Below are 23,426 nucleotides of genomic sequence, written 5' to 3'. Positions count from 1 at the left end.
AATGGAACAATCTTATTTAGATTTTTTAAAACAAAAATTAGGTGAATTAAGTCATCAAAATCTCTATAAGCATGAACAAATCATTACTTCTCCCCAAGAGAACATTATTCATTTAATAGATCATAACCAAATACTTAACTTTTGTTCTAACAACTATCTTGGTCTAGCTAACCATCCAAAAATTATTAAAGCAGCTAAAGAAAGTTTAGATAGATATGGCTTTGGTTTAGCTTCTGTTCGCTTTATCTGCGGCACACAAACCGTCCATATCGAACTTGAAAAAAAGATAAGCGATTTTCTCAAAACAGAAGCGACTATTTTATATAGCTCATGTTTTGATGCGAATGGTGGGTTATTTGAAACGCTGCTTGGTCCTGAAGATGCTGTCATTAGCGACATGTTAAATCATGCCAGTATTATTGATGGGATACGTCTTTGCAAAGCCAAACGTTTTAGATACAAAAATAACGACATGGATGATTTAGAAAAGCAGTTAAAAGAAGCTAAAAATTGCCGCTTTCGCATGATTGCAACTGATGGAGTCTTCTCTATGGATGGGATTATTGCGAATTTGAAAACAATTTGCCAGTTAGCTGATCAATATCAGGCTTTAATCATGGTCGATGACTGTCATGCAACTGGATTACTCGGGAACAATGGTTGTGGAACCCAGGAATATGCTGATGTCATGAATAGAATTGATATCATGACAGGCACACTTGGAAAGGCTCTTGGAGGAGCTTCGGGGGGGTATGTAAGTGGAAAAAAAGAAATTATCGATTGGTTAAGACAATGTTCTCGTCCTTATCTTTTTTCTAATACTCTTTGTCCGAATATTGCTGCTGCCAGCCTAAAAGGCTTTGAAATACTAGAAGAAGAAGGATTAACACTTCGTCAAAAATTATGGAAAAATGTAAACTATTTTCGTAAAAAAATGGATTGTCTTGGATTTAAATTAGTAGGTAAAGATCACCCAATCATTCCTATCCTCTTGGGTGATACAGGACTAACTCAAATTTTTGCAAAAAAAATGCTTGAGCAAGGAATTTATGTTGTAGGCTTCTGTTATCCTGTTGTTCCTCAACAAATGGCAAGAGTTAGAGTTCAAATATCTGCTACCCATACTACTAAAGATCTTGATCGAGCGATTCAAGCTTTTGAAATAGTGGGTCAAGAATTGAATATTCTTAAATAAGGCAAACTGATGAAAGCAATTTTAAAAAAAGAACCCCGAGAAGGATTATGGATAGAAGAAGTCCCTATGCCAAATTTTGGGGAGAACGACCTATTAATTAAAACACTTAAAACCTCTATTTGTGGTACGGATATTCATCTCTACCTTTGGGATGAATGGGCTAAAAAGGTCTTGCCAGTTCCTTCGATTATTGGCCATGAATTTGTTGGTAAAGTGGTGGCTGTAGGTAAACATGTGCAAGGATTTAAAATTGGGGATCGTGTTTCAGGTGAGGGTCATTTGACTTGTGGACGATGTTATATGTGTCAAACAGGTCGCCGTGTCTTATGCCCTCAAACTATTGGAGTAGGAGTGAATCGGAATGGTTGTTTTGCTGAATATCTAGTCATTCCTGCTGAAAATGCTTTTCTTGTTCCAGATTCAATTCCAAATGAGATTGCATCACTTTTTGATCCTCTTGGTAATGCTGTTCACACAGCTCTTTTTTGCAATCTGGTCAGCCAAGATGTTTTAATCACAGGAGCGGGTCCAATTGGATTAATGGCAGTGGCGATTGCAAAAAAAGCAGGCGCTCGTCATGTTGTGATTTCAGATTTAAATCCCTATCGTCTTGCTCTTGCTGAGAAAATAGGGGCTACTGCTGCAGTCAATATAAAAGAAGAATCTCTTCAAAAAGTGATGAAAAAACTTGGGATGCGAGCAGGTTTTGATGTCTGTCTTGAAATGTCAGGTAACTCAGAAGCGTTTGCTTCTTTACCAGATGTGTGTACCCATGGAGGGCATCTTGTTTTACTCGGTATCCTACCTTCTCACGCCACGCTTGACTGGCATCAAGTAATATTTAAAATGCTTACTATTAAAGGGATTTATGGTCGTGAGATTTTTAAAACTTGGTACCAAGTGACTTCTCTTCTTGAAAGTGGTCTGAATATTTCTCCTGTGATCACCCATCATATTCTTGCAGAGGAATTTCAAAAAGGATTTGAGATTATGCTTTCTGGGAATTCTGGTAAGGTGATTTTAGATTGGTCATATTTATGATTGATTTAATTGAAACTGAGCTAGAAAAACTTATTCCTTTATCCTCGCCTTTTTACCCATCTCTTCTAGAAGGAGCTCGCTATGCACTTCTTGCTCCTGGTAAAAGAATTCGTCCCTTGTTAACCCTCTACACAGCAACAATCCTTGATAAAAAAAGCGTTCATAAAGCTATTAAACCAGCCTGTGCAATTGAATTAGTCCATTGTTATTCCTTAATTCATGATGACCTACCTTGCATGGATAATCAAGATTTTCGTCGAGGGCGTCTTACTCTCCATAAAACCCATAATGAAGCAACTGCCATCCTTATTGGCAACTATCTTCTCACACTTGCTTTTGATCTACTCACTTCCATCCCCGATCTTTCATGCGAAAAAAGAATGGCTCTGTTAGCGGCCCTCACACATGCTGCAGGTAAAGATGGAATCATCGGTGGACAAATTATGGACATCGAAAATCATCAAAACCTTTCTGAGTTAAATAGAAGAAAAACAGCAGCCCTTTTTCGCTGCGCTGTTAACTTCGGTGGAATAATAGCTAATGCACCTCAATCCATTCTTATAAAGCTAGATCAATTTGGAGAATTATTTGGCGAGCTTTTTCAAATTGTAGATGATATCCTTGATCAAGACTATCCTTTAGGAGAAGATAAAGCGCGAGAAAGGCAAAACACTTTAACAATAGACGTTTTAAAGGCACTAAAAGCCCTTCCAGGGGATACTTCATCACTTAGACAACTAATCGAGTCTGTTTTAAGTCAGATCAAAAAATCCTCACAACCAGATTTTGAAGATGCAAATTCGAATCTGAAATCATAATTAGCTTCTTAATTGTTTCTAGATTCACTAAGAAAAAAGTTACCATTCATACTTTTAAATTAGTACTTTTGCAAAAAAAAAAAAAATAATAAATTTGTCCTAAAAAATATTCTGTTTGTACTGCAGAGTGGAAAAATATCTCTTAATCATTGAAATAAAAAGCGGTCTTTTTTCTAAACTATGAGCAAACGTATCTTTGACATTCTATTTAGTTTAGGTGCGACTCTATTTTTTTTCCCTTTAGGGGTGATTATTGGTTTTTTAATCATGATGACTTCTCCGGGTCCTATTTTTTACTCATGTCAAAGAGTTGGAAAAGATGGTCAACCTATTCGATGTAGAAAATTTCGTACAATGCATTTTAATGCTGATCTTACACTCGAACAAATTCTTGATAAATCTCCTATTTTAAGACAAGAATGGGAAACTTATCGCAAATTAAAAAATGATCCTCGAATTACATCTATTGGAAAGTTTTTAAGAAAAACATCCCTTGATGAACTTCCTCAACTTTTTGATGTATTTTTAGGTCAACTAAGTATAGTGGGTCCTCGACCTATTACTCAAAAAGAAGTCAACAAATATTATAAGGAAAAAGCAGAAAAAATTTTATCAATGAAGCCTGGACTTACAGGACTTTGGCAAACTTCAGGAAGGAATAAGCTTATTTTTCACCAAAGGGTTTTACTAGAAGAAAGCTATATAGAGAAATCTTCATTTGTATTTGATTTAAAGATTATCTTTAAAACAATTTATCAAATGCTCTTTCTTCAAAATGGTTATTAAGTTGAGATTTGCAAAGAACTGAATGGAAGATAGATCTCTTTCCTAAAAGATTTAAAAATGGAAAAATAACTCTTTCTTCATAAAATCCTAAATCAACCTAAACACTCAATCTCACTAATCACATGGTTTGCAAAAATGACACCCAATGCCTATCAAATCAATAATCGCTTTGTCTTCATCCTTGCTCTTGTTGGAATCATTTTTTTTCCAGGATTTCATTTGAGCTATTTTGCTCCTTATCTAGTCATTGCTTTTTATCGATACACTCGATTTGCTCTCTTATGGCGAGCGATCGGATGTGGAACAATTATCGATATTTTTTCTGCTACACCTTATTTTGGATTAAATGCTTTGAATTATTTTATAATTTCTTGGATCCTATATGGTCAAAAACAAAACTTTTTTGAAGACAAACAATCGACTATTCCCCTCATGACTCTGTTTTTTTCGATCCTATCGACTATAACTTCATATATTCTTTTTTTGTTTTTTACTAAAACGACTACTCTTACTTTTAAATGGTTTTTAACTGACATTATTATTATGCCATTCATAGATGCTACCTATGCATATGGAATCTCGCTTTTCTTTCAAATAACCAATTATTTTCGTAAATTCATTCAGCAAAGGAGAATGAGATGATATTATTAGGAAAAATAGTTGCTGAGGAGATCGAAAAAAAAATTAAGCAAGACATTGAAAGATTGGGGCATCCTCCAGGACTTGCCGTACTCCTTATTGGAAATAACCCTAACTCAAAAACATATGTCAAAATGAAGCATTTAGCCTGTCAAAAAGTTGGGATCCATTTTTTTCTTCACCATCTTCCTGACACAATTACTGAACAGGAAGTGATAGCAATTGTAAACCAATTAAATCAAACGTTAGATATTCATGGCATTTTAATACAACTTCCTCTCCCAAGACATATCGACCCAATACGTATTCTAGAAACCGTAGATCCATTAAAAGATGTTGATGGTCTTCATCCTACTAATTTAGGTAAAATGATTTCAGGAAGGAAACAAGGATTTATTCCTTGTACTCCTCTTGGGATTAAATATCTTTTAGATTATTACAAGATCTCTATTGAAAAAAAACATGTCGTAATTATAGGAAGGAGTACAATTGTAGGTAAGCCACTAGCTGCCCTTTTAATGCAGAATGCTCCAGGATACAATGCTACTGTTACTGTTGTACATAGCTATACTCCTAACCTGATATTTTTTACTCAACAAGCAGATATCTTAATTGTAGCTGTTGGAATTCCAAGATTTGTTAAAGCAGATATGATTAAAGAAGGAGCCATCATCATTGATGTCGGCATTAATCACGAAGAAGGATCTCTTGTAGGGGATGTGGATTTTGAAAATGTAGAGAAAAAATGCAAAGCAATTACTCCAGTACCAAAAGGAGTTGGCCCTATGACTGTTGCCATGCTTCTTTACAATACGCTACTCGCTTATCTTCAAGCCTCTTGTTAAGCTTATTTTTGCTTATCACTGGATGTGCAACCCCCTGTTCTGCTCCCCAACATCTCAATGGCATCGCTATGACAATGACCTACACTGTGCAAATTGGAGATCCAAACCCTGATCTTTTACTTGTTAAAGAAATTATAACATCCACTTTTTCTGAAATCGATAAAATCTACAATAATTGGAATCCTCAATCTGAAGTCTCACAACTCAATTGTCTTTCTGCAAATGAAAAATATTGGCTTTCTCCTGAACTAGCCAATTTTTTACAGCTTGTGGAGCAGATTGTTGAACTAACTGAAGGGCGATTTGATCCAACAATTGGATCAATAAAGGAAGATCTTTTTAAAAAACACCTCCAATCTGAACAAAATTTCATTGGATGGAAGACAATCCATTTAGAAGGTAACTGTTTTTGGAAGGAACATTGCGAAACTCTTCTGGATTTAGGAGGGATTGCGAAAGGTTACGCTGTTGATTTACTCATTGAACGTTTACAGGATGCAGGTTTTCAAAATCTTTTTGTTGAATGGGGAGGTGAAATTCGAGTGACGGGTCAACATCCTCAACAACGCCCTTGGAGAGTCGCAATCTTTGGTGGTGAGATCGTCGAGCTCAATGAAGAAGCAATTGCGACTAGTGGGAATTATTTTCAAAAATGGACAATAGAAGGTAAAACATACACTCATATTATTGATCCAAAAACCACCCTTCCTTTAACAGAAGGATCGATTGAAAGTGCGAGTGTCGTCATGAAAACCTGTTGTGAAGCTGATGCAGTTGCAACAGCTTTAATGCTTTTTTCTTCAGAAGAAGAAGCATACTTATGGGCAAAATCAAAAAATCTTAAAATTTGGCTCTTTTAATCGATCGATCCATCTCTCGCTTTTTTTCTCTTTCAATGATTGTCCTTCTTTTATCATGGTGCTTTTTTCCACGAGCAAGACCAATTTTAATTTTTAGTCTTCCAGATTTAAAATAGAGAGAAATAGGAATAATTGTGACTCCTTTTGTCTGAACAGTTTTTTTCAACTTCATAATCTCTTGCTTATGCATCAAGAGTTTCCGATCTCGACGTTCTTCGTGGTTATAGACACCTCCATAGCGATATGGAGCAATAGAAGCGCCAATCAACCACAATTCTTCACCATAAATCTTAACATAAGCTTCAGCTAAATTGCCCCCATGATTTCGAATAGATTTGACCTCAGTCCCCTCTAGAATCATTCCTGCTTCATAAGTGTCATAAATTTCATAATCATGATAAGCTCGTTTGTTTAGTACTAACTCGCGTTGTCCCATAATAACCAAATATGATAGCATGATGAACGTTTAAAGGGAGAATATAACATGCAATTCTCAATTTCAAGAAATGAACTAAGTGACTTAATTCGAAAAATTCAAAATGTAGTCCCACAGAATGCCCCTATTCCTATCCTTTCTCATTTCTTACTTGAAGTTAAAAATGACCAACTTGTTCTTACTGGTACGGATTTAACTGTTGGAATACGTTGCTCAATTCCCGCAAAAATTTATAAAACTGGTTCCCTATCGATTCCCTCAAAGCGATTTTTTCAACTGATTCGAGAATTAACGGATCCGAATATTGAGTTAATGGCGGCAGATAGTGAAATGGCTGAAATTAAAGCAGGATCATCTCGTTTTCGTCTTAATACCATGAACCAAGAAGATTACCCTGCTCTTCCTGATCTTAAAGCAGCCACGCAGTTTACTCTTCCTAGCATAGAGCTTAAAGAAGTCTTTTACCGTACTGCTTTTGCAGTCTCAAAAGAGGATAATCGTTATGTTTTGACAGGGGTCTTGATGCGGATTAGAAATGGGGAAGCAATTTTTGTGGGGACTGATGGAAAGCGACTAGCTAAAACTAAGATTTCAGTTCCTACCCCTCCTGATTTCTCAGGAGAATTTATTCTTCCTTTAAAAGCAGTTGATGAGATGATGAAAATTCTTGGTAATGATGAAAAAGTAACAATTTATTTGACTGATGATAAAACTGCGATTGAATCAGGCAATACACTATTGGTCACAAAACTCCTTTCAGGAGAGTATCCTAATTTTGAGCAAGTCATTATCTCGCAAAGTGAGATAAGCATGATGCTTCATCGTGAGGAGCTAATCACCCTTCTACGTCAAATCTCTTTATTTACGAATAGTTCTTCTTATTCAGTTCGGTTTACATTTCTTCCAGGTGAATTAGTTTTAACTGCAAATTGTGCTGAGGTTGGAGAAGGAAAGGTCAGCATGCCTGTAAATTACCAAGGAGAGAAGATCGAAATTGCCTTCAACCCATTTTATTTCCTTGATATTTTGCGCCATAGTAAAGATGAAACTGTTAACCTTGGAATTTCTGATTCTTATAATCCTGGCATTATTACAGATTCGAGTAATAGTCTATTTATCATTATGCCGATGCGGCTCAATGATGATTAATGAAATTAAAATCCCTCTATTTACGTACTTTCCGTAACTATCAAGAAGCACTTATTCATTTCTCTCCTGGTTTAAATGTGATTTATGGAGAAAATGGACAAGGGAAAACAAATCTCCTTGAAGCTATCTATCTTCTTATTCATGGCCGTTCTTTTCGTACCCATCATATGCGTGAATTGATTCAATTTAAAAAATCTTCTTTCTATCTTGAAGCACTTTTTGAAAAAAACGGAGTTGAGCAGATTCTAAAATTAAATTTCAATCATCAGGGCCGATCTCTTATTCATAATGCTGCCTCTCTTCCCTCTTTGAGTTCTCTTCTGGGTATCTTAAATGGTGTGGTCATTTCTCCTCAAGACTATGAACTGGTGAGAGGTGGTCCTGCGATTCGCCGGCAATTTCTTGATATGCAAATTGCCTCCCAAAACCCCCTCTATTTTCACTATTTAAGTCGCTATACACGTGCAATGAAACAACGTAATTTTCTCCTCCGAAGCAAAAAGAGAGAGACAATGGAGATTTGGGAGGCACAAATGGCCGAATCGGCAGCTTATCTGATTTCTCAACGACTAAAAACAATCAAAGAACTAGAAGAAGAACAATCCTTAAAAAGAGAGATTCCTCCTATCTCTCTTGCCTATCAAACAAACCCTCCGTATCATGAAGAAATCGATCAATTAAGAAATTATTTTATTCAACAGTATCCCCATTATCGGCTAAGGGAAATAGAACAAGGTAGTACATTAATTGGTCCTCATCGTGATGATCTACTTATCCAGATATCGGGACAGGAAGCACGTTTTTTTTCAAGTGATGGAGAAGCACGTTCATGCGCTACAAGCCTAAGACTTGCTGAATGGGCAAGATTAAAAACAATTACAGGAGAAACACCTATTTTATGTATTGATGAATTAGGAATTTCCCTCGACTCTAATCGTGAAAATTCACTTTATCAAAAACTTAAACAACTTGGTCAAGTTTTTGTGACTTCACCAAAAAAAATCGACACTCTTCCTTTAGATGCCCACTGCATTCGAGTCAAAAATGGGATTTTTATAAATTAATCCGATAAAAAACTTTGATTGATAGAAAGGAGGCCGGCTTGGTAAAAATCGCGTTAGGTCAATCTAAAACTTTCCTAAAGTGATTTGGATCATCAAAGATGAAAATAAAAATCAAAATATATTAGCAAGACGCGACCTAGCTTACGCTATTAAAACATCAGATGAATTCAAACCCAATCTATCTATTGTCATCCTCTGTGTTTTTATAGGCTTATGTAAATAAGAATCTATCTTATAAAAAGATTTTTGAGAGACAGTTTTTTCAAAAATGACATAACCAATACTTAGAGTGCTCGTCGTAATGTTTAGAATCCTTCCGATATTAGCATATTGATTTTGAATGAGTAAAATACCAGCTGTTAGGGTCATAAGTGCCATAAGAATAAAAAGGGCATGATAGCAGATTTTTCTATGCATTTCACTTCGTGTAAGTCCAATAATTTCCTTTCTTTCAGCAGTAATTTCCTTTCTAAACTCTTTTAATTTTTTAATGCTTTCTTTCACTTCTTGAAAGTTCCCATTATCTAAAGGATTGATATCTTTATTTAAATTTTCTAATGAAGTTTCGTATTCGTCTAAAAACATCCCAATGGATTGAAAATCAGTTAGGTCATTCAAATCCTCTTCATCCGATGGTTGAATATCCTTTTTGATTGATGGGGAAAATGACTTGTTTGTCTTAAAGAAATGAATTTCTTTCTTTTTTAATTCACAAATACGATCTTGAATTACCTTTCTACGGTCAGTATTGGTAAAATGATTTTCGTTGAATAGAGTTAAAGAAAGATTAGTCTTTTTAAGATCTTTTTTGACTAAATCTTCGCCAAGAAGATGTCCTAGTACTTTATTCAATGCTTCGAATGAACTATCTTCTAGTTTGGATATATCATTAAATTGTCTTAATACTTTCTGAGTGCGAATCATCGACCATCCTTTACAAATCCCCCCAATGGTACCAAAAACGATCAAAATAATCGGAAGGATCAGGGTAAAACATATTCCTAAAACTAGGTGTTGTGAAGTTAAGCCTGCTAAATAAAACCCATTCGCAAAAGGTTTTGTAACATCACTAATTGCAGTTCCAGTCGAGTCAATACCTTGTCCAAATAGAAAAACAGCGTCAGAAATTTGCGCTGTTTTTGCAGCCCTCCACATTAGTTGAAAGCGTTCCTTTGAATTTTTCAAAGCATGGTAAAGGTAAAATGGAGAGCTTGCAATACTTAAGTAAGGAGCATACCCTGCTGCTACGTTTCCAATTAAATCCAAAGATTGGGTAGAAATTCCAAAAAGATCGACAATGAATGACATATACCCTTCATCTTTAAAAAAATTCAGGCATCTTGTCGGGAGATTTGTTGTCCTATTATTTATCTGTATTGGATGGGAACTTTCTTGAACACTTCTCTCTGATTCGGAGAAAACTTTATGAGCTATAATGGTTTCTTTTTTTTCCAAATGAGATTTTTGGGATGAATAAACAATACTCTCATCTGTTGTATATTGAAATGGAGAATTAATTTTTGCTTCCATATTAATAGCATATTAAAATTCATAGATAATACTATTTTAATTAAAAAATATTAATATTAGATTAAGATGGAATATACTTTATAATTAAAAATTAGATAGATAATAATTATTTGTAATAATAGTTTTAAAAAATTAATTTTTTAAAACTATTATTTATAAAATCTTAATATATTTTAGACAATTCTATTGCCTCACAATGATGTTTTGTGGAAAATGTTTTTCTATGTTTATGCTTGAAGTCGAGTCAATGAGCTTTGCTTATGACGCAAATCCTGTTTTGAAAAATATTTCATTTGTTGTCCCTCAGGAAGAAATTGTAGCTCTAATTGGAATTTCTGGTTCAGGTAAGACCACACTTTTTCGTTTAATTACAGGATTGACTCAACCAATACAAGGTCAAATTAAAATTGGAGGAAAACTAGCCTCTCAAAACGGAGGTTTAATGACAACATATATGAGACAGGAAGATCTATTGCTTCCTTGGCGCACTGTCCTTCAAAATCTACTTCTGACTACCGAGCTTGGAAAGAATCAGAAACAAGCAAAAGAAGTATATTTAAATGAAGCTCATACTCTGCTGAAACGTGTTGGACTAGAAAAATATTCTGACCATTATCCTAATACTCTGTCTGGAGGAATGCGTCAAAGAGTTGCATTAGCCCGTGCATTAATTGGTAACCGACCCCTTATGTTGCTTGATGAACCTTTTGCTTCTCTGGATCTAGTGATTCGAGAGCAACTCTATAAACTTATCCAAGACATTCGGGAACAATATAAAAAAACAATTCTCATGGTCACTCATGATTTCCGTGATGCAATGACTCTTGCAGATCGCATTCTTATTCTTTCTGAAGGATCTATTTCAGGCAATTTTCCTCTGACATCTCAATTAAAAAGCGATCCTATTGCTTCAAATCAAATGATTGAGAAGATTCGAGAACTTCTTTTAAATCCTTTTTAAAGGCAGGATGCACATAAATCTGCATAGGTTTTTCTCCAATCGGAATCGCATGTAGAAAATGAGAGGCTTTTTTAGATGAAATAATATTTCCTTCTTCATCTAAAACAGGAAATTCTCTCTGTTCTTTCTTTAATTGAGATATATCAACAATGACATTTTTCCCAAACTGGGAGAGATCTGGAATGTGATTACAGGGAACGGCTTCATAGGCAGGTTCCATCTTTAGAAGGACTTGTGCATCATAATTTCCTCTTTTTGCCATCTCTACAAGACGTGTTAAAAGAACAAAATCCGTCTGTTCCAAATAAGGAAGATTCTTCTCATAATGTTGTTCCATGAAACGCATCATATGGCATGTATAAGCACGTGATTTTGGATGCTGATAGACTCGAGAATACATCATATAGCGAGCAATCCAAAGCGATTCAACTGATTGGATACCCCCAATGGTTACGCCGAGAAAAAAAGAATTTTTAATAGTTAGCATACGTAGTGTATCGATCAAGTGGTGAGAATCAAATCGATAACCAACACCTGTGTAATATGCATCCCGAATCAGATAATCAATCCGATCTGCACCAAAATTATCTTCTGTAATAATCTGAGATAATAATTTCTCAAAAGAAGAGAGCTGTAGTCCAGATTCACTAATTGCTAATTTAACTATATCATTTTCAGCTTCTGATCCTAAATCTTGCCAAATAAGATGCATTTCTTGACTGCAGATAATTTTATGAGTCATCTTTTCATGACCCCCATGTGGCAAGAAGATCTTCTCAGCTGTATGAGAAAATGGAAGGTGTCCCATATCATGACAAAGAGCTGCTAAACGGACAATTTGCCTCCAGTACTCAATGTTTTCTTTTGGAAAATTTTGAGAAATCATGTTATATATCTTTGTTGCGAGTTCCATCACTCCAAGAGAATGTTCGAAGCGCGTATGATTCGCCCCAGGATAAACTAAATAAGCCACTCCCATTTGACGAATATATCGTAGTCGTTGAAATGGACGCGAATTGATCACTCTTTGCTCTAGAGAATTAAATCGAATCAACCCATGAATAGGATCACAAATTTTAAAAGAGTACTGCATGACTCTCCTATCCTATTCCTAAAAAGAATAGGATGCAATGACTCTGACTTCTATAAGTTATCAAGAAGATAAAAAAGACCTTCTTGATAAGCATAAAGATCTTCTTGATAAGCATATAGCTTTTAGAAAAACTTCTAAACAAACAGGATGTTCCATTGCAACTGCATCACTGCTAGTTATTAGCGCATTAATTGTGATTGTTAGCTCTTCTCTTTGTTTTTACCTACCGGGAGTCAATGTCCTCCATGATATTGTCCTTCGAGGTTTTTTGCCTGGCTCTATAGGAATTCTTCTTAGTATTCCTCTTATTATCTACTCTATTAAGAAAGCAAAGAAAAAAAATGAAGAAAAAAAAGAACTTGTCCGATTGATTTTTAACAAATTTGAAGATTACAAAATTGCTTTTAGGAAAAAAGAGGAATGGTTACCTTTTATCACTGAAATCATTTTTAAAAAAGAGTGGGCTAAAGAATACAAAACTAAATTACTAAGTGAAATGGAAACAACCTATAAATGTGCTAAAGAGCAGAATAAAAACAATGTAACACATAGCAAACAGATAGATCAAACATTAGAAATGTTAAAAGAAGCTAAAATAGAAATAATGAAAAAAAAATAGGTCATGTTAAATTCGCTTTTGTGAAAGGTGAAAGAGCTCGCCTCTTCATCCTACTCTTTACATCTAAGGAATTTTTAGTATCTCAATGAAAATTTTCAATAGAGGATTCTTGGAATTTCTTTAAGAAAGTTTTTAAAGGAAACGAACAAGAAAGTGATTGCGGTTACCAAGACTTGAACTTGGGACCTCGACATTATCAGTGTCGCGCTCTAACCAACTGAGCTATAACCGCTTTTTCAATTGGAGGCTAGGAGAGTCGAACTCCTGACCTTCTGAATGCAAATCAGATGCTCTACCAATTGAGCTAAGCCCCCATAAGATAAAAATCTACTTGCCTTCTTCTAGTTTCTTCTATTTAACTTAAAAGGTAGCAAAAAATAACGAAATAACAATTTTTTAAGCAAATAAAAATGATTTTTATCCTCTTACTTTTTCTATATTCCCCTTTTCTCGCGTTCTCTTCTCCTAACAATTTTGTGAAAGAAGCAAAAGAAAAAACAACAGACACGTTTTCTTCTGCAAATGCTCAGGCGATCTACTGGATCAATCTCATTGATCAGCAGCAATATATGGCTTCTTGGCTTGAAGCTAGCCAAATTGTACATAGTATCACGACTCAAAAACAATGGGCAGCTGCAATGCGCGAAACACGTTTAGGTTACGGGGTAGTGAATTCTCGAAAAATTTCTTCTCATGACACAGTGACTCAATTGCCAGGAGAAATGCATGGTAACTTTATGATACTAAAATACAATACAAATTTTTCTAAAAAGCCTTATCAAGTCGAAACAATTACTCTAATGATTGAAAGTCGTCTTAAAATTTGGAAAGTCATCTCTTACCGGATTGAAGAGTATCAATGATCAGACGTCTGTCTTTTTTTTTCATAATAGTTTCCCTTCTATTTGGGGTCGGATTTTGGTATCTTTCAGATGGATTTTCAGTGAATAAAATCCGCATTCCTTTCTCTTTCAATCCAGACTGGGAAGTGGAAACCACGCTTTCACCTGTGGAAATTCGTAGGCTTCTCTCTCAAACATTCAATTACCTAGGGAAGGGTTCTCATGCTTTTATTTTTGTAAGTGAGGATCAGCAGTATATTCTTAAATTTTTTCGTTTTTCTCGCTACTCTCTTGAACCAATTCAAAAAATATTCCCTTTACCTAAAGATTTAGCAGCAATACAAAGTCAAAATATCAAAGAAAAAGCACTCAGCCAGAACAACTTTTGTATGAGTTGTAAACTCGCCTATGAATACCTTAAAGAAGAATGTCAAATCATCTATCTTCATTTAAATAAAACAACTTATCTTAAACAAAACCTAACTCTTTATGATAATCTTAAACGGTCAATTTCTATCCCAATCGACCATTATGCTTTTGTGGTCCAAAGGCGAGGCAAGCAAATTTATCCCTATCTAGATGAACTGTTAAAAGAAAGAAAAACTCAACAAATACAAAATGCTTTTATTAGTCTCTCGTCATTGCTTAATAAACAAATAGCTAAAGGATTAGTCAATAACTGTACAGACATCGATAAAAATATTGGCTTTTTCAAAGGCAAAGCGATGTTTTTTGATGTTGGTCAATTCAATCAAATGACCGAAGACTATGATGTTAAAAAATCGATAGATAAACTGTTAATATGGCTCAACAAGAGAGATTCTAAACTCGCTTCAGATGCTCGTATGATATTGAATCTATAAATTTGACAAAATATTAATAATATTGAACACAGAAATAAAAAAATCAGTTCTATTATTAAAATTCAAAATAACTCTATTTTAATATGACAAACATGAGTATTTTTATTAGTTTTTTGTTGTGATTATTTTGAATTTATATGATTAAAAAAATAATTAAAAAGTCTACGAGATCAAAAGTGTCTATTGCCTTTTTTCATAAGCATCTTTAAACTCACCTCCTTTATGTATTTGGATTTTGGAGAAAAATTTAGATGACAAAACATGCAAATTATACTTGGTCAGCAAAAAATATTCTGGATGATATTGACTACAAAGATTCTGATGCTGAAACTTTTAAAAAAATTCTTGATGGCATACAGTCTGAAGCAGAAGATCAAACAGAAAAAATGGCTCCGGGGACTATTCTTACTGGCACTATTGTTGAGGTTGGTAAAGATTATGTTGTTGTTGATGTAGGTCTTAAATCAGAGGGACTGATTCCTGTTGCTGAGTTTGCTGAACCAAATGAACTAGCTTTAGGAAACAGCATTGAAGTTTATCTTGATCGTACTGAGGATGAAAATGGACAAATTGTGCTTTCAAGAGAGAAAGCAGCTCGTCAACGTCAGTGGGAATATATTATCAAACATTGTGAAGAAGGTTCTATTGTTAAAGGTAAGATTATTCGTAAAGTCAAAGGTGGTCTTATGGTAGACATTGGAATGGAAGCATTCCTACCTGGCTCACAGATTGACAATAAACGTATTAAAAATCTTTACGACTACCTCGGAAAAACATGTGAATTTAAGATACTCAAAATCAATATTGAGCGCAAAAATGTTGTTGTATCTCGTCGAGAACTGCTTGAAGCAGAAAGAATCTCAAAAAAAGCAGAGTTACTTGAAGAGATTCAAGTCAATGATGTACGTACGGGTGTAGTCAAAAATATTACTGATTTCGGAGTTTTTCTCGATCTAGAAGGTATTGATGGACTATTACATATCACTGATATGGCCTGGAAACGCATTAAACACCCTTCTGATATGGTTAGCCTTGGAGAAGAGCTAGAGGTCATCATTCTTAGTATTGACAAAGATAAAGGACGTGTTGCGCTTGGTTTAAAGCAAAAAGAAGATAATCCTTGGGATGACATTGAAAAGAAATATCCACCAGGAAAGCATGTTCAAGGAAAAGTTGTCAAACTTCTCCCATATGGAGCTTTTGTTGAAATTGAACCAGGGATTGAAGGTTTGATCCATGTGACTGAAATGTCTTGGACAAAAAATGTGACTGATCCGAATGAAGTGGTTAAAAAAGGAGAAGAAGTCAAGGCTATTGTACTTTCTATTCAAAAAGATGAAGGCAAAATATCTCTAGGTATTAAACAAACTGAACATAATCCCTGGAATGATATCAATCAAAAGTATCCTTTGGGTGCTCAGGTAACTGTTGAGGTAAAAAGTCTTACAAACTATGGAGCTTTTGTAGAACTAGAGAAAGGCATTGAAGGATTAATTCATATTTCAGATATGAGTTGGATTAAAAAAGTTTCACATCCATCTGAGCTATTTAAAAAAGGCGATCTTGTGAAGGCCGTCATTCTATCTGTTGATGAAGAAAGTAAGAAAATTACATTAGGTGTCAAGCAACTCACTCAAAATCCCTGGGAAGAAATAGAAAAGACAATTCCTGTAAATACTATTGTAAAAGGAAAGATTACAAAAATCACTGCCTTTGGTGCTTTTGTTGAGTTTGAAAATGGGATTGAAGGTTTGATCCATGTGACTGAACTTTCTGATAAAGCTTTTGGAAAGGTGGAAGATATCATTTCCATAGGAGATGAAATCACTTCTAAAGTTGTAAAGCTAGATCCTGAGCATAAAAAAGTCTCTCTCTCTGTTAAAGAGTATCTTATTGAACATAACCAAGTTAATCATGATGATATTGTGATTGGTCAAAGTAAAAAATATTCTAAAAGAACAAAAGAGAGAGGATGAATTTTAAGCTAAATCCTAATAACCTGTTTAGTCTAGTGATCAAAAACAAGCAATTTTTAGGATAATTTGATGTTTGCCTTTATTTTGGCTCCTAAGAAGCAATCAAGAAGCTAATAAATGCCTTCATAATAAATGCTCATAGTATATTTTTAAGTTTTAAAATTGAGTTATAAAGTTAGATGAATAAAGATCTCATAGCCATTTTTGAATATATGGAACGCGAAAAAGGAATTAAACGCGATGTAGTAATTACTGCTATTGAAACAGCGCTTAAAGCTGCTGCTCGTAAAAGTATTAAAGAAGAAGCAAATGTTTCTGTGCAAATTAATTCTAAATCTGGAGATGTTGAGGTATTTTGTGAAAAAGAAATTGTTAACCATGTTGAGCATTCAGCAAAAGAAATTTCTTTAAATACTGCACAGGGACTAGATCCCGACTGTCAACTTGGGCAATTTATTGATGTTCCAGTCACTCCTGAAAATTTCGGTCGAATTGCAGCACAAACAGCTCGTCAGATTATCTCCCAGAAATTGCGCGGAGCCGAAAGAGATGTCATCTATCAAGAGTATCGATATCGAGTTAATGAAATCATTTCAGGTGTTGCAAAACGGTTTGCAAGAGGTGCCAACCTAATTGTTGATTTAGGAAAAGTTGAGGCGCTTCTTCCAGCCCGTAATTATCCAAAAACTGAGAAATATAGAATTGGTGATCGGATTTATGCTCTTCTTTATGAAGTACAAGATCTTGAAAATGGGGGGGCTGAAGTCATTTTATCACGTAGCCATCCTGAGTTTGTTAATCAACTTTTTAGACAGGAAGTACCTGAGTTAGAAGATGGTACAATTATAATCGAAAAAATTGTCCGTGATGCGGGTTATCGCACTAAATTAACTGTTCGCTCAACAGATCAAAAAGTGGATCCCGTAGGTGCATGTGTAGGTATGCGTGGTAACCGTGTAAAAAATGTGATTCGTGAGTTAAATAACGAGAAAATTGATATTATTCCCTATAGTTCTGACCCTGTTGATCTTCTACAAAATATTCTTTCACCAATTGAAATTCGAAAAATTGGTGTAAATGAGGAAGAAAATGTTATTGCTATTATTGTAGATGACTCAGACTATGCTGCAGTGATTGGGAAACGCGGTATGAATGCACGTCTTACTGGTAAATTAATCGGATATGAGCTCGAAGTCCAAAGAATGAGCGAATATAACAAGCTTCTGGAAATTCAAAGACTCCAGTTATCAGAAAGTGACAATCCTAATCTAGATAAGCCTTTAGTAATAGAAGGAATCAATAAGTTAATCGTAGAAAATTTAGTGCAAGCAGGTTTTGACACAATACGCAAAGTCCTTTCAGCTAGTGTGAGTGAACTAGTTGCTGTTCCAGCAATTAGTTTTGAAATGGCGTATAAAATATTAGAAGAAGTGAGCAAACGAGGCCCGAAGAAACGAGGTGAATGATATTGGCTAAAAACCTAAAAATCAAAATTAAAAACACTCAACTTGCCAAGGCAGTTGGACTAGAAAAGTTTAAAACAAAGCTTTCAGAAAAAAAACAGGGTAAAAAAGAAAAAGATACCTCAAAAAAAGAAAGCCCTTCTAAAGATGTAATTTTAGAAACCCCTTTAGAAAATGAAGGAGCTAAGCCTCGTCGTATTCGAGCTAAGTCAAAATCTGCATTTGTCAAAGAAGAAAATATTGAAACACTTTCTCATCTTTCTAAAGAAAACTACGAAAGTAAACTAGAAGATACACAACAGCCACCTGAAGAAAAGCCTGTACAAGATTTTCAAATTGAAAGACTTGGTCCAACAGGACGGCATGTTAAAGATCTTCTTCCTCTAAAAAAAGAAATTCCAGAAGATCACAAAAATCAAGTACAAGTCAAAAAAGATAAAAGTGAATCGAAAATAGAAACAGACGAAAACAAGAAAGAAAAAAATGAAGAAGATTCTCAGAAAATCTTAAAAAAAGGGAAAAAAGTTAGAGATTTTAAAGATCTAAAACCTATTAAGCGTCAGCAAATCAAATCATTCGATGCTCGTGATAGAAAAGGGCTAAGCGAAGGCGATGAAGGATACTGGAGAAAAAAACATTCTGTTAAACAATCGGTGCGGTTAGAAGAACAAGAAACCATTCGACCAACAGAGCTTAAAATCCGTCTTCCAATAAAACTTAAGGAACTAGCTGCAGAAATGAAATTAAAAGCCTCTGAGTTAATTCAAAAACTTTTTTTACACGGAATAACTTATACTTTGAACGATCTGCTTGAAGACGAAACGATTGTTCAATATATCGGAGAAGAGTTTGGATGTGCAATTTCAATCGACAAATCTGAAGCTGAACGGATACAGGTTACTGCTGAATCGATTCGAGAAGAAATAGAGAAAACAGATCCAGAAAAAATCAAAATTCGCCCCCCAGTTGTTGCTTTTATGGGACATGTGGACCATGGAAAAACAAGCTTGATTGATGCAATTCAAAAAAGCAATATGGTCGCCAGTGAAGCGGGTGCAATTACTCAACATATTGGTGCCTTTTGTTGTAAAACATCTACTGGAAATCTCACTATTCTTGATACACCAGGGCATGAAGCTTTTTCTGCTATGCGTGCACGAGGAGCAGAAGTTACTGATATTGTAGTACTAGTAGTTGCTGGAGATGAAGGATTACGCGAACAGACTATGGAAGCTATTCAACATGCTAAAGCAGCCGGAGTCACGATTGTTGTTGCAATCAATAAATCTGATAAATCCAATTTTAACCTTGAGAATGTTTATCGTGAACTTTCAGAAATTGAACTTCTTCCCGAAGCTTGGGGTGGAACAACGATCACTATAAAAACCTCAGCTGTTACAGGAGAAGGGATTCCAGAGCTTCTTGAAATGTTAGCACTTCAAGCAGAAGTTTTGGAACTAAGAGCAAATCCAGATACTCGTGCCAGAGGAACAGTTTTAGAATCTGAACTTCATAAAGGCATGGGTAATGTTGCTACATTACTTGTACAAAATGGTACGCTTCACTACGGAGATGCTCTTGTATTTGAACACGATTGGGGACGTGTTAAAACAATGCATGATGAACATGGTCAATCTCTTCAACATGCCTTTCCTTCCACACCTGTTGAAATTACAGGGCTTTCAGGTCTTCCTTCGGCTGGTCATCCCTTTATCGTTGTAAAAAATGAAAAAGAAGCAAAAAATATTGTTGAAAGCCGCAAAGCAGGTCATCAACAATCTGTTCTTCAACAAAGAAAGTTGCCCAGTCTTGAGAAGTTTTTGCAGCAAGATAAAGGAAGCAAAAAAATCTTAAAGCTCATCTTACGTGCTGATGTTCAAGGATCAGTAGAAGCATTAAAAAACTCTATTGATAAAATAGAATCAGAAAAAGTTAAAACTAATATCATTTTTATGGCTGTTGGAGAAATTTCAGAATCCGATGTTCAACTAGCAGCAGCTTCAAATGCTATTATTATTGGATTTCATACGGCGATTGAAAGTCATGCTGAGCCGTTAATTAAAAGATTAGGGGTTACTATCCGTATGCTTGATGTCATTTATCATGCAATTCAGGAAGTTGAAGGGTTAATGCGCGGTTTACTTGACAAAATTGCTGAAGAAAAAACAACTGGAAGTGCTCATGTAAAAGCGATTTTTAAATCATCTCAACTTGGATTGATTGCAGGGTGTTTAGTAATAGATGGCATTGTGAATCGAAAAAACAAAGCACGGGTGCTCCGTGACTCTAAGGAAGTATGGAAAGGCAATATTGCTTCAATTAGACGAGAAAAAGAAGATGCTAAAGAGGTAAAAAAAGGGTTTGAATGCGGTCTTCTTTTAGAAGGGTTTGATGATATTCAAGTTAACGATATCATTGAAGCCTATGAGGTTATTTATCAAACTCAAGATCTATGAGTAGTAGAAGAATCCAAAAAATCAATTCTTTGCTTAAAGAGGTGATTTCAGATGTCATTCGTGAAAAGGTAAAAAATCCCCATCTGTCTTCTCTTGTCTCTATAACTTATGTGGATGTGGCTAAAGATTTACATCAAGCTAAAGTATTCGTAAGTATTATTGGAGAAACATCAGTTCAAAATGAAGGCATCAAAATATTACAATCAGCATCAGGCTTTATTGGTATCCATGCTTCTCAACAAGTAAACATGCGATATTTTCCAAAACTCAAATTTATTTTAGATAAATCAATTAACCAAGAGATCCGAATTGGCCGATTAATGTCTGAAATAGAGAATGAACGTAAGATTCGTAAACAATGAACAACAATGAATCTACCACTCTTATAAAAGGCATTCTACTAATAGATAAACCCCAAGGTAGAACTTCTTTTAGTTTGATTCAAGCGTTAAGACGTCTTACAGGGATTCGTAAAATTGGTCATGCGGGTACACTGGATCCTTTTGCAACGGGTGTCATGGTCATGTTAATTGGTCGAGATTATACCCGTCTTTCTGATAAACTACTGCTGCAAAATAAAGAATATTTAGCTGAGATTTCTCTTGGAGTGAGTACAGATACTTATGATTGCGATGGAAAAATTGTGGCTCGTTCTAAAAAAATTCCCTCTTTAGATCAATGTAAAAATGTGTTGAACTATTTTCAAGGAGAGATTGAGCAAATTCCTCCCATGTATTCCGCAAAAAAAATTGGAGGAAAAAAACTCTATGAACTTGCGCGTAAGGGAGAAGAAATTCAACGTCAACCTACAATTGTCAAAATTCATACTTCTTTTCTTTCTTATACCTATCCCCATCTATCTATTGGTATCATCTGTTCTAAAGGCACATATATCCGTAGTATTGCTCATGAATTAGGAGATAGACTAGGTTGTGGAGCTCATTTATCTAAACTCAAACGTATTCGTAGTGGCTCTTTTTCAATCGAAGAATGCATTGATGGTATTTTATTGGATAAAACTGACTTTGATATCACCTCGTACTTAAAAGCACATGAAGACTATCTATCGGCTTGAAGATTTCAAGCCAGTTAATCAGGTCATATCGATCACCATTGGTAACTTTGATGGAGTACATCTTGGCCATCAGGCAATCTTATCAAATCTAAAAGGACAGAAAGTCGTCTTTTCTTTTTTAAACCCTCCTTTTGAAGTAGTGAGAAAACAGCAATGTTTGCCTATAACAACAATCTCTCATCGTTTACATTTACTTGAAATTCATGGAGTAGATACAACTATCCTAGTCTCGTTTACGAAACCATTTTCTAAACAATCTCCAAAAGATTTTCTTTCTGATTTAAAAAAAAATGTGCCTTTTTCAGATCTGATTTTAGGGCACGATGCAGCAATTGGAAATGAAAGAAAAGGGAATAAAAAGTGTTTAAGTAAACTAGCTCTTGAGATGAACTTTCATCTTAAATATCTTGAACCAGTTGTTATTTTTAATGAAATAGTTTCAAGTAGTCGATTACGAAAATTAGTCACACAAGGAGCTTTTCAAGATGTTGAAACTCTGCTCGGCAGACCTTATTCCATACGAGCGACTGTTGAACCTGGTCAACAAAAAGGTTCTCTTCTTGGTTTCCCCACGATGAACTTGAAAATCGACAATTTATGTCTTCCCCCTTTTGGAGTCTATATTGTACAAGTTGAGATTTTTAGAAAAAAATATCTAGGAGTAGCGAATCTAGGATGCGCTCCTACGCTTCATACTAACCGTTCTCCAATTTTGGAGGTTCATCTCATTCATCAACAAGCAGAGCTCTACGGTAAAGAAATTGAAGTTTATTTTATTAAATTTTTACGTAAAGAGATACATTTTAATTCTATTGAAGCACTAAAAAATCAAATCAAAGATGATGTGAAACTAACTCTTCTTTATGCTGAAAAAGCGATTAATTAATTCAAAAATTGCCCAAATTCCACTTCCAATGATAACAATAATGGAAAACCAAAGATAAAATGGAATCACTGTTACCTGAAAAGAGCTTTTCAAAAGACTGAGTAAAGGGCCAATTAAAAGCATATTATATACAATTAAACTATACAGCAGAGGATACCCATTGTCCCAACTAGATTGAATAAAACTCCATCCAAAAAATAGAGAGCTACCCATGAGGATCCAACCATAAAAAATAGAAAATTCTTGGCTAAGTAACCATGGAAAACGACCTGGAATAGGCACAATCAGATAAAGTCCTTCAATGAGTACAACAGTAAACATAAGACCAAATAACCAACGTGTAGTTGAAGGAAGAGAATGTGTTGATTTTTTAGAAAATTTCAATCCTAAAAAGAAAAACCAAATAAAAAGAATCGCTGTATAAAGACACAATTCTCCTAAATACATCATGCCTCTTGTTTCAGTAGATAGATGAAGTAAGGACAGTCCACCCCCTCCTAAAGCAATCATGATTGAAATTCCCCCACCAATAAAAGCCTTATAGGTTTCTGTCACAGCTACCCAAAGGATTGAAATCGCATAAGCGCTGATTGTGGCACCAATCAGATAATTATTTAACCAGATACCTGGGGCATTAGACATTCCTGACATTAATAGAACCCCAAGAAGCAGAAAAAATAACCCAGTGGTTATGACAATTCCTCGAATGATCTGCATAAAACCTCTTATGACTTCCCTACCGTAGAGATAACATAAATCAAAAAAAATAGGCAATTTGAATATAAGATTTTTGAATTTGTAATAATAGAAAACTAAATATTAGATTATT

General features: G+C 34.9%; 23 protein-coding genes and 2 tRNA genes. 19 read left to right on the top strand and 6 right to left on the bottom strand.

Annotated features, from left to right (window positions below; genetic code table 11):
* The first annotated feature begins 1 nt into the window (after position 1).
* The 7 genes from R3E91_00315 (at position 2) to R3E91_00285 (ending at position 6,184) form a co-directional block, all read left to right on the top strand.
* On the top strand, positions 2–1,195 hold the full coding sequence (locus tag R3E91_00315) for a glycine C-acetyltransferase (GenBank protein MEZ5314649.1): 1,194 nt from the start codon (positions 2–4) through the stop codon (positions 1,193–1,195).
* Between the two features lie 9 nt (positions 1,196–1,204).
* Positions 1,205–2,236 (top strand): L-threonine 3-dehydrogenase, encoded by a 1,032-nt coding sequence (gene tdh / locus R3E91_00310; GenBank protein ID MEZ5314648.1) that lies wholly within the window; start codon positions 1,205–1,207, stop codon positions 2,234–2,236.
* Positions 2,233–3,054, top strand: coding sequence for a polyprenyl synthetase family protein (locus R3E91_00305; GenBank protein MEZ5314647.1), 822 nt, complete (start codon positions 2,233–2,235; stop codon positions 3,052–3,054). The genes tdh and R3E91_00305 overlap by 4 nt, the downstream gene beginning before the upstream one ends.
* A gap of 180 nt (positions 3,055–3,234) precedes the next feature.
* Positions 3,235–3,840, top strand: coding sequence for a sugar transferase (locus R3E91_00300; protein ID MEZ5314646.1), 606 nt, complete (start codon positions 3,235–3,237; stop codon positions 3,838–3,840).
* A gap of 135 nt (positions 3,841–3,975) precedes the next feature.
* Positions 3,976–4,482 (top strand): rod shape-determining protein MreD, encoded by a 507-nt coding sequence (gene mreD / locus R3E91_00295; protein ID MEZ5314645.1) that lies wholly within the window; start codon positions 3,976–3,978, stop codon positions 4,480–4,482.
* Entirely contained in the window at positions 4,479–5,324 is an 846-nt protein-coding gene (gene folD, locus R3E91_00290) for a bifunctional methylenetetrahydrofolate dehydrogenase/methenyltetrahydrofolate cyclohydrolase FolD (GenBank protein ID MEZ5314644.1), read from the top strand. The genes mreD and folD overlap by 4 nt, the downstream gene beginning before the upstream one ends.
* Positions 5,325–5,332: 8 nt before the next feature.
* Positions 5,333–6,184: an FAD:protein FMN transferase gene (locus R3E91_00285; protein ID MEZ5314643.1), complete on the top strand. Its 852-nt coding sequence runs from the start codon at positions 5,333–5,335 to the stop codon at positions 6,182–6,184.
* Here the strand turns inward: R3E91_00285 and smpB are convergent.
* Positions 6,165–6,620: an SsrA-binding protein SmpB gene (gene smpB / locus R3E91_00280; protein ID MEZ5314642.1), complete on the bottom strand. Its 456-nt coding sequence runs from the start codon at positions 6,618–6,620 to the stop codon at positions 6,165–6,167. The two genes, R3E91_00285 and smpB, sit on opposite strands and share 20 nt — an antisense overlap.
* A 48-nt stretch (positions 6,621–6,668) precedes the next feature.
* Here smpB and dnaN point away from each other — a divergent pair, with 48 nt between their 5' ends.
* Positions 6,669–7,769 (top strand): DNA polymerase III subunit beta, encoded by a 1,101-nt coding sequence (gene dnaN / locus R3E91_00275; GenBank protein MEZ5314641.1) that lies wholly within the window; start codon positions 6,669–6,671, stop codon positions 7,767–7,769.
* Positions 7,769–8,833: a DNA replication/repair protein RecF gene (locus tag R3E91_00270; protein ID MEZ5314640.1), complete on the top strand. Its 1,065-nt coding sequence runs from the start codon at positions 7,769–7,771 to the stop codon at positions 8,831–8,833. The genes dnaN and R3E91_00270 overlap by 1 nt, the downstream gene beginning before the upstream one ends.
* 141 nt (positions 8,834–8,974) lie before the next feature.
* On the opposite strand, the gene R3E91_00265 is transcribed toward R3E91_00270, so the two are convergent.
* The gene (locus R3E91_00265) at positions 8,975–10,363 is read right to left on the bottom strand and encodes a hypothetical protein (GenBank protein ID MEZ5314639.1); all 1,389 of its coding nucleotides are present in this window, start codon (positions 10,361–10,363) and stop codon (positions 8,975–8,977) included.
* A 223-nt stretch (positions 10,364–10,586) separates the two neighbouring features.
* Between R3E91_00265 and R3E91_00260 the strand changes: the two genes are divergently transcribed.
* The gene (locus R3E91_00260) at positions 10,587–11,324 is read left to right on the top strand and encodes an ABC transporter ATP-binding protein (GenBank protein MEZ5314638.1); all 738 of its coding nucleotides are present in this window, start codon (positions 10,587–10,589) and stop codon (positions 11,322–11,324) included.
* Here R3E91_00260 and R3E91_00255 read toward each other — a convergent pair.
* Positions 11,266–12,417: an HD domain-containing protein gene (locus tag R3E91_00255; GenBank protein ID MEZ5314637.1), complete on the bottom strand. Its 1,152-nt coding sequence runs from the start codon at positions 12,415–12,417 to the stop codon at positions 11,266–11,268. The genes R3E91_00260 and R3E91_00255 overlap by 59 nt on opposite strands.
* Positions 12,418–12,454: 37 nt before the next feature.
* Here R3E91_00255 and R3E91_00250 point away from each other — a divergent pair, with 37 nt between their 5' ends.
* Positions 12,455–13,036 carry a hypothetical protein gene (locus R3E91_00250; protein ID MEZ5314636.1) on the top strand — a complete coding sequence of 194 codons (582 nt, stop codon included), beginning with the start codon at positions 12,455–12,457 and terminating at the stop codon, positions 13,034–13,036.
* Positions 13,037–13,194: 158 nt separating this feature from the next.
* Here R3E91_00250 and R3E91_00245 read toward each other — a convergent pair.
* Both R3E91_00245 and R3E91_00240 read right to left on the bottom strand, forming a co-directional pair.
* Positions 13,195–13,268, bottom strand: a tRNA-Ile gene (locus R3E91_00245).
* Positions 13,269–13,277: 9 nt separating this feature from the next.
* Positions 13,278–13,350 (bottom strand) — tRNA-Ala (locus tag R3E91_00240).
* 162 nt (positions 13,351–13,512) lie between these two features.
* On the opposite strand from R3E91_00240, the gene R3E91_00235 reads away from it, so the two are divergent.
* The 8 genes from R3E91_00235 to R3E91_00200 all read left to right on the top strand — a co-directional run bounded on the left by R3E91_00235 (position 13,513) and on the right by R3E91_00200 (position 22,597).
* On the top strand, positions 13,513–13,899 hold the full coding sequence (locus R3E91_00235; GenBank protein MEZ5314635.1) for a DUF4019 domain-containing protein: 387 nt from the start codon (positions 13,513–13,515) through the stop codon (positions 13,897–13,899).
* Positions 13,896–14,741, top strand: coding sequence for a hypothetical protein (locus R3E91_00230; protein MEZ5314634.1), 846 nt, complete (start codon positions 13,896–13,898; stop codon positions 14,739–14,741). The genes R3E91_00235 and R3E91_00230 overlap by 4 nt, the downstream gene beginning before the upstream one ends.
* Before the next feature lie 251 nt (positions 14,742–14,992).
* Entirely contained in the window at positions 14,993–16,717 is a 1,725-nt protein-coding gene (gene rpsA, locus R3E91_00225) for a 30S ribosomal protein S1 (GenBank protein MEZ5314633.1), read from the top strand.
* A 179-nt stretch (positions 16,718–16,896) separates the two neighbouring features.
* On the top strand, positions 16,897–18,183 hold the full coding sequence (gene nusA / locus R3E91_00220; GenBank protein ID MEZ5314632.1) for a transcription termination factor NusA: 1,287 nt from the start codon (positions 16,897–16,899) through the stop codon (positions 18,181–18,183).
* On the top strand, positions 18,180–20,636 hold the full coding sequence (gene infB / locus R3E91_00215; GenBank protein MEZ5314631.1) for a translation initiation factor IF-2: 2,457 nt from the start codon (positions 18,180–18,182) through the stop codon (positions 20,634–20,636). The genes nusA and infB overlap by 4 nt, the downstream gene beginning before the upstream one ends.
* Positions 20,633–20,998, top strand: coding sequence for a 30S ribosome-binding factor RbfA (gene rbfA, locus R3E91_00210; GenBank protein ID MEZ5314630.1), 366 nt, complete (start codon positions 20,633–20,635; stop codon positions 20,996–20,998). The genes infB and rbfA overlap by 4 nt, the downstream gene beginning before the upstream one ends.
* Complete coding sequence (gene truB, locus R3E91_00205; GenBank protein MEZ5314629.1) at positions 20,995–21,711, top strand: tRNA pseudouridine(55) synthase TruB; 717 nt, start codon at positions 20,995–20,997, stop codon at positions 21,709–21,711. The genes rbfA and truB overlap by 4 nt, the downstream gene beginning before the upstream one ends.
* Positions 21,689–22,597 carry a bifunctional riboflavin kinase/FAD synthetase gene (locus R3E91_00200; GenBank protein ID MEZ5314628.1) on the top strand — a complete coding sequence of 303 codons (909 nt, stop codon included), beginning with the start codon at positions 21,689–21,691 and terminating at the stop codon, positions 22,595–22,597. Before truB ends, R3E91_00200 begins: the two co-directional genes overlap by 23 nt.
* Here the strand turns inward: R3E91_00200 and R3E91_00195 are convergent.
* Positions 22,562–23,314 (bottom strand): hypothetical protein, encoded by a 753-nt coding sequence (locus R3E91_00195; GenBank protein ID MEZ5314627.1) that lies wholly within the window; start codon positions 23,312–23,314, stop codon positions 22,562–22,564. The two genes, R3E91_00200 and R3E91_00195, sit on opposite strands and share 36 nt — an antisense overlap.
* Positions 23,315–23,426: the final 112 nt, after the last annotated feature.

It is taken from the genome of Chlamydiales bacterium (assembly GCA_041395025.1).
Classification (GTDB): Bacteria; Chlamydiota; Chlamydiia; order Chlamydiales; family JAAKFR01; genus JAJACP01.
This window is presented reverse-complemented; position numbering and strand designations above follow the sequence as displayed.